The sequence below is a fragment of the Deltaproteobacteria bacterium genome (assembly GCA_026388545.1).
Classification (GTDB): domain Bacteria; phylum Desulfobacterota; class Syntrophia; order Syntrophales; family UBA2185; genus JAPLJS01.
In genome coordinates, this window is sequence record JAPLJS010000001.1 from 1 (window position 1) to 7,476 (window position 7,476).

Sequence of the window (7,476 nt, forward strand, 5' to 3'; positions counted from 1 at the left end):
GCATCCATGCCCGTCGCCGCTGTAATTGCAGGAGGCAGAGAGAGGGTCATCCGGGAATCAACAATGGAGACATCCGGCAAGAGAAAATAGCTGACGAAGCACATCTTTAGATGCTTCTCGTGATCTTTAATAACAGCCACCAGGGTTACTTCAGAACCCGTTCCTGCCGTCGTCGGTATCGCGATCAGAGGCTTCAATGGCCGTTTCAGAGCGTTCGCACCGCTGAACTTCATCAGATCATCCGCCTTTTCAGAAACGACGATATTAATTCCTTTTGCCGTATCCATAACGGACCCGCCTCCGACGGCAATAAGAGAATCACAGCCTTTCTCACGATATTCCTGTGCAAGACGGGTTACAACCCGCAGATCGGAATCCGGCGGCACATCATCCGCAATAGCTCCGATGGTTACACCGTCTTTTATGGCATTCGCTACGATGTTAATCAATCCGGCGCCGGAAACTCCCTTATCCGTGATGATCATGGGCCTTTCGGCGCGCAGACTTGCCAGGATGCCCGGAATTTTTTCCAGAGCATCATGGCCGGCAATAATTTTCACCCGGCAGCAGAATTCGTAGTATCCGGGTAAGTCCATTATCTCCCTTCCCAGGCCTGTTCCAGAACTGTCAGGTAACCGTCTTCATTGAATGCGTTTGAACCATAGCCGACAGCCTTTTGGGCAATATCTTTCAATATTTCTTTCGGAACTTCTGCATCTTTCAATGTCCGGATGATGGCGCCGCCGCCGGCATCAAAAAGTTCCTTCTGAAAATTGTACAGGATACCGATAGCCTTTTGAGCCTTCATGTTTTCCGCTGTATCTGCGTACGTATCGAACCCTGCCAGCGGCAGCAGGAGATCGGAGATGTAATACCCACCTTCAGAAAGCTGCCTTCCCAGAATATGGGGGAGCAGCACTCCCATGCATAAGCCGTGAGGAAGCTGACAGGCATCGCCAACCACCTTCCCGAGTTTATGCACAATGCCCGCCTCCATGTTGGAAAATGCACAGGCGGCCATGGTATGCGCATTCGCAAGGGCCAGACGACCATTCCCGTCCTGGGGATTTCTGACCACATTCACCAGGTTTTCCATAATAAACTGGATGGCCGCATACGCATGGGCATCGGCGAGGGGATTCTTGCCGGGACAGGTATAGGCCTCCACCGCATGTGTCAGGGCAACCAGGGTAATTGAGGCAGTCGTTTTCGCATCTTCTGCAATGGTCATTCGGGGATCAATTACCACAAGATCAGGCATCAAATAATGGGACGTATACACCCTGCCCTCGAAAAAGGCATATCGGGATGTTTCATAGCCCGTCCCCGATAAGGTCGGCACAACGATGAAGGGCTTCAGGGGCTTTTTGATCAGATCGTCTCCGGCATATCTCTCAAGGTCTTCCGGTTCCCCGGAGACGACGATATTCAGTGCCTTTGCCGTATCCGTCACCGGCCCGCCGCCGATCGCGATGATGGCATCATAACCCCTGTCACGATAAATGGTGAACAGTTCCCTGATCAGTTTCAAATCAGGAGAAGGAGGAACACTGTCAAAGATGCCGATGGTGATCCCCGAATCCTTGAAGGCATCGATGATGATATCAACCAGTCCTCTTTTAGCAGCATCTTTGCTTGTAATTACGAATGGTTTTCGTGCATTCAAGGTATCGAGTTCGAAGGGGATATGTTCCAGTGCCCTGTTGCCCGAATTGATCTTCACGGGGCAGGAAAATTCATAATGTTCCGGTAAAAACACAGGAAACTCCTTAAAAACCGAGTACGGTACGGAAATAGACCAAAACCCGGCCAAAGTATTTTCGGCCCGGAGACCAGACCGGATACCTCTTTACCGCCAGCCTTGCGATGATCTTTGGAAGCAGGTAAACCTCAACACTATCGAGGATGCGCACAACCGCGCATGCGTATGGCACTTCGCCATCAACAATCAAACGGTCCCTCGCCACCGCTACGGCGGTGCTTTCCTGGAAGGTGAATAGGAGCACTGCCGCTTCGACATTCTTTATCTTAAATTTCAGATCTATCTTTTTATCTTCGAGGTTCCATCCCCTGTATCTGACAAACCCCCTCCGGTCCTTACCCACGATCATGTGTGGGCCATCCGGCATGACACCAAGGGCAAAGGTGAAGCGGTCCGGCAGTTCTGCAAACTCTTTCCTGACGTCTTTATCCACTGCTGCCACAGCCTGAATGGCCCTACCCATGAACCACATCATGAGCGCCACATAATCTTTTTTCAAAGATTTTTTTCCCGCTGCAATTTCCCTGAAATCTTTCATAGACCCAATTCCTGACGATTCTTCTGTCACTCCACGCGCAGGACCTTTGCCCCCCGGATCTTTGCCTCCTTGAGTTCGACCAGGGCCTTGTTGGCCTCTTCCAATGAAAACTCCTGCACCTCCGGCCTTATGGGAATTTCTGCCGCCAGTTGGAGAAATTCACTGATATCCCTCCGCGCTACGTTCGCCACGCTCTTGATCTCCTTTTCCAGCCAGAGATGTGTCGGATAATGTAGCTTCAGAAGATAGTCTTTGTCAACCTCCTCTTTCCTGATGGCATTAATCACCAGCCTCCCGCCGCACACAAGGTTCTTCAAGGCCTCCACGATAGGCTTCCAGGCCGGCGTGGTGTCGATAATGGCATGGAGTTTTTCCGGCGGTTTGTCTTCCGTATTCCCCGCCCAGACTGCCCCCAGCTCCCGGGCGAAGTCCTGCTCTTTCGTGCTCCTGGCAAAGACATATACGCTTGTATTCGGATATTTATGCCGTGCCATCTTGAGGACCAGGTGCGCCGAAGCCCCGAAGCCGGTAAGCCCCAGGCTCTGGCCGTCTTTCAGATTGGTCAGCCGCAGGGATCGGTAGCCGATGGCGCCTGCGCACAGAAGAGGCGCAGCTTCCGCATCGGAAAAGATATCAGGGATAGGGTATGCAAAATTTTCCGGCGCCGTCATGAAGCGGGCATATCCTCCATGGACATCCCTGCCCGTTGCCTTGAAATCCTCACAGACATTTTCATTCCCTTCGAGACATGCACCGCAACGGCCGCAGGCAGAAAATATCCAGCCGACGCCAACCCGGTCGCCAATGCTGAACTTCGTCGCTTTTCTCCCTATTCCTGTCACCCTGCCAACCACCTGGTGACCCAGAACGATGGGGAATGCCGGCGGAGGCGTCCTCCCCTCAATCTCATCGAGTTCCGTATGTCAGACCCCGCAGGCGGAAACCTTCACGAGGATTTCTCTTTCACCGGGAACCGGTTCCGGCAGATCGACCAACTCCAGCGGTGTTTTATTATCCCGAAAACTGGAAATGCCCTTCAATACCATTGCTTGCATTTTATCCCGCTTCCCTCCTTAACCACCATACCTTTATACTTCATACCATATCAATAGGAAAAATTTCTTGTGGTTCTATTAGTTTAAACGATTTTAATCAATTGACAATATATATGATCATATGCATAGTTGCAATCAAGATTCAATTGGGAAATCTGGTAACACCATATTAGTTTGAAAGGAGAAATTATGAATATAGTGAAGATCATGCCGTGCCTGGATATGAAGGACGGCCGCGTTGTGAAGGGGATACATTTCGTCGATTTGAAAGACGCAGGAGACCCGGTTGTAAATGCCGCGTATTACCAGAAAGAAGGCGCCGATGAACTGGCCATGCTGGATATCGCGGCAACCCTGGAAAACCGCAAGACGAGACTCATGTGGGTTAAAAATGTCTCTTCGGTAATTGATATACCGTTGACGGTAGGCGGCGGTATTTCCTCTCTGGAAGATATTGAGATGGTTCTCGATGCCGGTGCGGACAAAATCTCCATGAACAGCGCCGCCGTTAAAGACCCGGATCTGGTAAGAAGGGCGGCAGAGAAATTCGGACCCGAAAAGGTGGCGGTTGCCATCGACGCCAGAAGGAACAAAAAAATGCCCTCCGGATTTGAACTGGTTGTCTCCGGGGGCACAAAACCGGTCGGCCAGGACGCCATAGCCTGGGCTAAGCAATGCCAAAAACTGGGTGCCGGTGTAATTCTGCCGACAAGTATGGATGGAGACGGCACACAGGCAGGCTATGATTTGGAATTTACGAGGGCCGTTTCAGATGCGGTGGACCTGCCGGTAATTGCTTCAGGCGGGGCAGGAACTCTCGAACATTTCTATGAGGGTGTCGTTCGCGGGGGCGCGCAGATTCTCCTGGCGGCGTCGGTTTTCCACTATCGCATCCTGAGCATTAAACAGGTAAAACAATATCTGATGGACAAGGGTCTGAAAGTCAACTTGTGAGATGACTTCACATGATGTCATCCTGGCCACTCATCATCTATGAGCGGTTGATGGCTGATGCCCGGTTGACTGACATCAGGAGATAAAGAGGTCCTTCGTTGAAAAGTTAGGATCGGTGGTCAGGTTCACGCCAAGGCGTCTCAAACCGGCTTCGTCGCCCGGTGTGGGGATGTGGGTCATGTGAATTTCGCAGTTCTGAAGTTCCTTCAATTTCTCAATAGCGAGTTGTGCGGCGGGGTTTACCGTCGCACCGATACTGAGAGCGATAAGCGCCTCTTCCAGATCGAGGCTGACGGATTTCTCATTCAGTATCTCTGTCTTCAGATTTCTAATGGCATCCGTGACAGAGGGCGGCAGCAGCTTGATCTTCTTGGGAATATCTGCCAGATGCTTGATGGCATGGATGATCACGCTTGATGCCGCGTGCATAAGAGGAGAATTATTGCCGGTGATGATAGTTCCGTCCGAAAGCTCGATGGCCGCGCCGCAAAAGATACCTTCATTTCCCTTGTTCTGTTCCTGGGCAGCGCGGGCGGCCTCGCGTGCCGGTTCAACGACCTTTCGATCCTCCGGTTTCAGGTCGAAATCCTTGATGAATAGTTCGACCCTCTGGACTGTCTCCCTGTCTGCAAATCCCATTGCATATTCGCAGCGGTATCGAAAATACCGCCGGATGATCTCCTGCTTGGAAGCCTCCCTCGTAATTTCATCATCTGTAATGGCGAAACCGGCCCGGTTCACCCCCATATCCGTGGGGGACCGGTAAAAGGATTCTCCTCCTGTTATCTTCTCCAGGATTCTCTTGAGAACGGGAAAAACCTCGACATCCCGGTTATAGTTGACCGCCGTCTTGCTGTAAGCCTCCAGGTGGAAAGGATCAATCAGATTGAAGTCCCGTATATCCGCGGTGGCGGCTTCATAAGCCACATTCACGGGATGTCTGAGCGGCAGATTCCAGATGGGGAAGGTTTCAAACTTGGCGTACCCGGATTTTTTATTCCTTTTGTAATCATGGTAGAGCTGGGAGAGGCAAGTAGCCATTTTTCCGCTGCCGGGACCAGGACCGGTGACGATGACGAGGGGTTTGTCCGTTTGAATGTATTCATTTGCGCCGTAACCTTCATCACTGACGATCAATTCCACGTCCGTGGGATATCCCTTGGTATAGCGGTGGGTAAAAACCCGGATATTTCTCCTTTCCAGCTTGTTCTTAAAGAGCGTGGCAGACGGCTGATGGTCATAGCGTGTGATCACGACGCCCAGCACTTCGATATCCCAGCTTCTGAGATCATCAATGAGCTTGAGGGCATCGGAATCATAGGTAATGCCGAAATCCGCACGGATCTTCTTTCTTTCAATATCGCCGGCATAGATGCAAAGCAGGATATCCGCATTGTCCTTCAGTTCACGGATGAGCCTCCTCTTTACATTGGGATCATAGCCCGGCAGGACCCTCGCTGCATGATAGTCGTAAAGAAGCTTTCCGCCGAATTCCAGATAAAGTTTGTTGTCGAAGCGCCGTGCCCTTTCCAGGATCTCCGTTGTCTGCTCCCGGATATATTTCTCATTATCAAAACCCGTTTTCTGTATCATTGTGGAGTCCTTTCAGATGTGTCTGAATCGGGAGCAAAACTATCTTCTTTCGCCTTGTTTGTAAAGGATTTTTGCTATTATTTAAGCCTCCGCCGTTGGAATACCTTGCCATCCGGAGTGGTCAGGTATCGGTAAAATTCCATAAAGACAATCAAGTTATAATAGTTTCAATAATATTAATTATAGGATATGACTTCTTTGACAGGTTTTGGTTGAAGGCCTCTTCGTGCCGCTATTAATCTATTCGTAGGCATCAATGGTGTTAATCCATAATCTTTACAAGGGAGGGTGAAAAAGATGAATTTCAAATTAGTAATGATTTTTATCCTCGCAAGTCTTGCCGTGATATTTATAACTCAAAATGTCGCTGTCGTTGAGGTTAGCTTTCTATTCTGGAGTATCTCAATGTCGCGTGCACTCTTGATATTTTTTCTATTGGTTATTGGATTTACTCTCGGGTGGTTTTTACACAGCTACTTGTCTTATCGGAAATCAAAGGATGAGTCAGCTAATGACACCTAACCCTGTATGATCTGAAACAAGATATTTTATCGTTTTATGTTTTTATTTTTTATGCTATATAAATTAGCTAAATTTCTTATCTTTTTAAAATTGCCGTAACGGGTTCCATTACTCGACTAAAAAAAGGAGATTTAACAATGACAGGTACGAACATTAATCTTCATGAGCGTCTTCGTGTGCTGGCAATGAACCTTTGGTGGACGTGGCATCCGGAGGTCATCAGCCTTTTCACTGACCTGGACCCGCAACTTTGGCGCCAGGTTGCCCATAACCCGATTGCTCTTCTGAATAAGATCACACCGGAACAAGTTGAGGAACGAGCCTCCGAACTGGTGCTCCACAGCCGGATTAACTACGCCTTCCGTCGGCTGAATGAATATCTCAACGAGAAGGATAGGACATGGGGGGTCATGCACTGCGGCAATCTCAACAAAAGGCCGGCAGTCTATTTTTCTGCCGAATTCGGCCTGCATGAATCACTGCCGATTTACTCCGGCGGCTTAGGTATCCTGTCAGGCGACCATCTGAAAAGTTGCTCTGATATGGGAATTCCTTTGATTGGAATCGGGCTTCTCTATAATCAAGGCTATTTCAGTCAGCGCCTGAACAAAGATGGCTGGCAGGAACAAGATTACGTCAACCTCGATATCAACGACTAGCCGCTGCAAGCAGTCACTGACTCAGGTGGACAGCCGCTCATTATAAGAATTGACTCCCGGAGCGGCGCCATTCAGGCCCGGGTATGGCAGCTTCAAGTTGGACGCGTTCCTCTGTTGCTGTTAGATGCCAACGTAGAAGGCAACTCCGCCGAAGATCGCGAATTGACTTCCCGCCTTTACGGCGGCGACAATAGAATACGCATTCGACAGGAGATACTGCTGGGGATTGGCGGTGCGCGTATTTTGCAAGCCCTGAATATTACGCCCGGAGTGTTGCATTTAAACGAGGGGCACAGTTCCTTTGCCATTCTTGAAGAGATCCGCCGAATTATGGAATACGACCAGATTCCGTTTCACCGAGCCCACAGGCGCCTTTCTCTGTATACCGCTTTT

General features: G+C 49.9%; 8 protein-coding genes and 1 pseudogene. 4 read left to right on the forward strand and 5 right to left on the reverse strand.

What is annotated here, in order from left to right:
- The 4 genes and pseudogenes from NTW12_00005 to NTW12_00020 form a co-directional block, all read right to left on the reverse strand.
- The coding region (locus NTW12_00005; GenBank protein ID MCX5844740.1) for an iron-containing alcohol dehydrogenase at window positions 1-596 on the reverse strand (596 nt) is incomplete at its 3' end.
- Window positions 596-1,759, reverse strand: a complete 1,164-nt coding sequence (locus tag NTW12_00010; GenBank protein MCX5844741.1) for an iron-containing alcohol dehydrogenase — start codon at window positions 1,757-1,759, stop codon at window positions 596-598. The genes NTW12_00005 and NTW12_00010, both read right to left, overlap by 1 nt.
- 10 nt (window positions 1,760-1,769) lie before the next feature.
- Entirely contained in the window at window positions 1,770-2,300 is a 531-nt protein-coding gene (locus NTW12_00015; GenBank protein MCX5844742.1) for a hypothetical protein, read from the reverse strand.
- A 26-nt stretch (window positions 2,301-2,326) separates the two neighbouring features.
- Window positions 2,327-3,355 (reverse strand): annotated as a pseudogene (locus NTW12_00020) (zinc-dependent alcohol dehydrogenase family protein).
- 189 nt (window positions 3,356-3,544) lie between these two features.
- On the opposite strand from NTW12_00020, the gene hisF reads away from it, so the two are divergent.
- The gene (gene hisF, locus NTW12_00025; protein ID MCX5844743.1) at window positions 3,545-4,309 is read left to right on the forward strand and encodes an imidazole glycerol phosphate synthase subunit HisF; all 765 of its coding nucleotides are present in this window, start codon (window positions 3,545-3,547) and stop codon (window positions 4,307-4,309) included.
- A 75-nt stretch (window positions 4,310-4,384) separates the two neighbouring features.
- On the opposite strand, the gene NTW12_00030 is transcribed toward hisF, so the two are convergent.
- Complete coding sequence (locus NTW12_00030) at window positions 4,385-5,902, reverse strand: DUF1846 domain-containing protein (GenBank protein MCX5844744.1); 1,518 nt, start codon at window positions 5,900-5,902, stop codon at window positions 4,385-4,387.
- 315 nt (window positions 5,903-6,217) lie between these two features.
- Between NTW12_00030 and NTW12_00035 the strand changes: the two genes are divergently transcribed.
- The 3 genes from NTW12_00035 to NTW12_00045 all read left to right on the forward strand — a co-directional run.
- A complete protein-coding gene (locus tag NTW12_00035) occupies window positions 6,218-6,424 on the forward strand; it encodes a LapA family protein (protein ID MCX5844745.1) in 207 nt (68 codons plus the stop codon).
- A gap of 137 nt (window positions 6,425-6,561) precedes the next feature.
- Window positions 6,562-7,083, forward strand: coding sequence for a DUF3417 domain-containing protein (locus tag NTW12_00040; protein MCX5844746.1), 522 nt, complete (start codon window positions 6,562-6,564; stop codon window positions 7,081-7,083).
- A 114-nt stretch (window positions 7,084-7,197) separates the two neighbouring features.
- Window positions 7,198-7,476, forward strand: a 279-nt coding sequence (locus NTW12_00045) for an alpha-glucan phosphorylase (GenBank protein ID MCX5844747.1), incomplete at its 3' end; no start/stop codon positions are given.

Bases quoted from the DNA above. Each gene is read 5' to 3' on its own strand.
- NTW12_00015 (MCX5844742.1), bottom strand. From the start codon at position 2,300: ATGAAAGATTTCAGGGAAATTGCAGCGGGAAAAAAATCTTTGAAAAAA.
- hisF (MCX5844743.1), top strand. From the start codon at position 3,545: ATGAATATAGTGAAGATCATGCCGTGCCTGGATATGAAGGACGGCCGC.
- NTW12_00030 (MCX5844744.1), bottom strand. From the start codon at position 5,902: ATGATACAGAAAACGGGTTTTGATAATGAGAAATATATCCGGGAGCAG.
- NTW12_00035 (MCX5844745.1), top strand. From the start codon at position 6,218: ATGATTTTTATCCTCGCAAGTCTTGCCGTGATATTTATAACTCAAAAT.
- NTW12_00040 (MCX5844746.1), top strand. From the start codon at position 6,562: ATGACAGGTACGAACATTAATCTTCATGAGCGTCTTCGTGTGCTGGCA.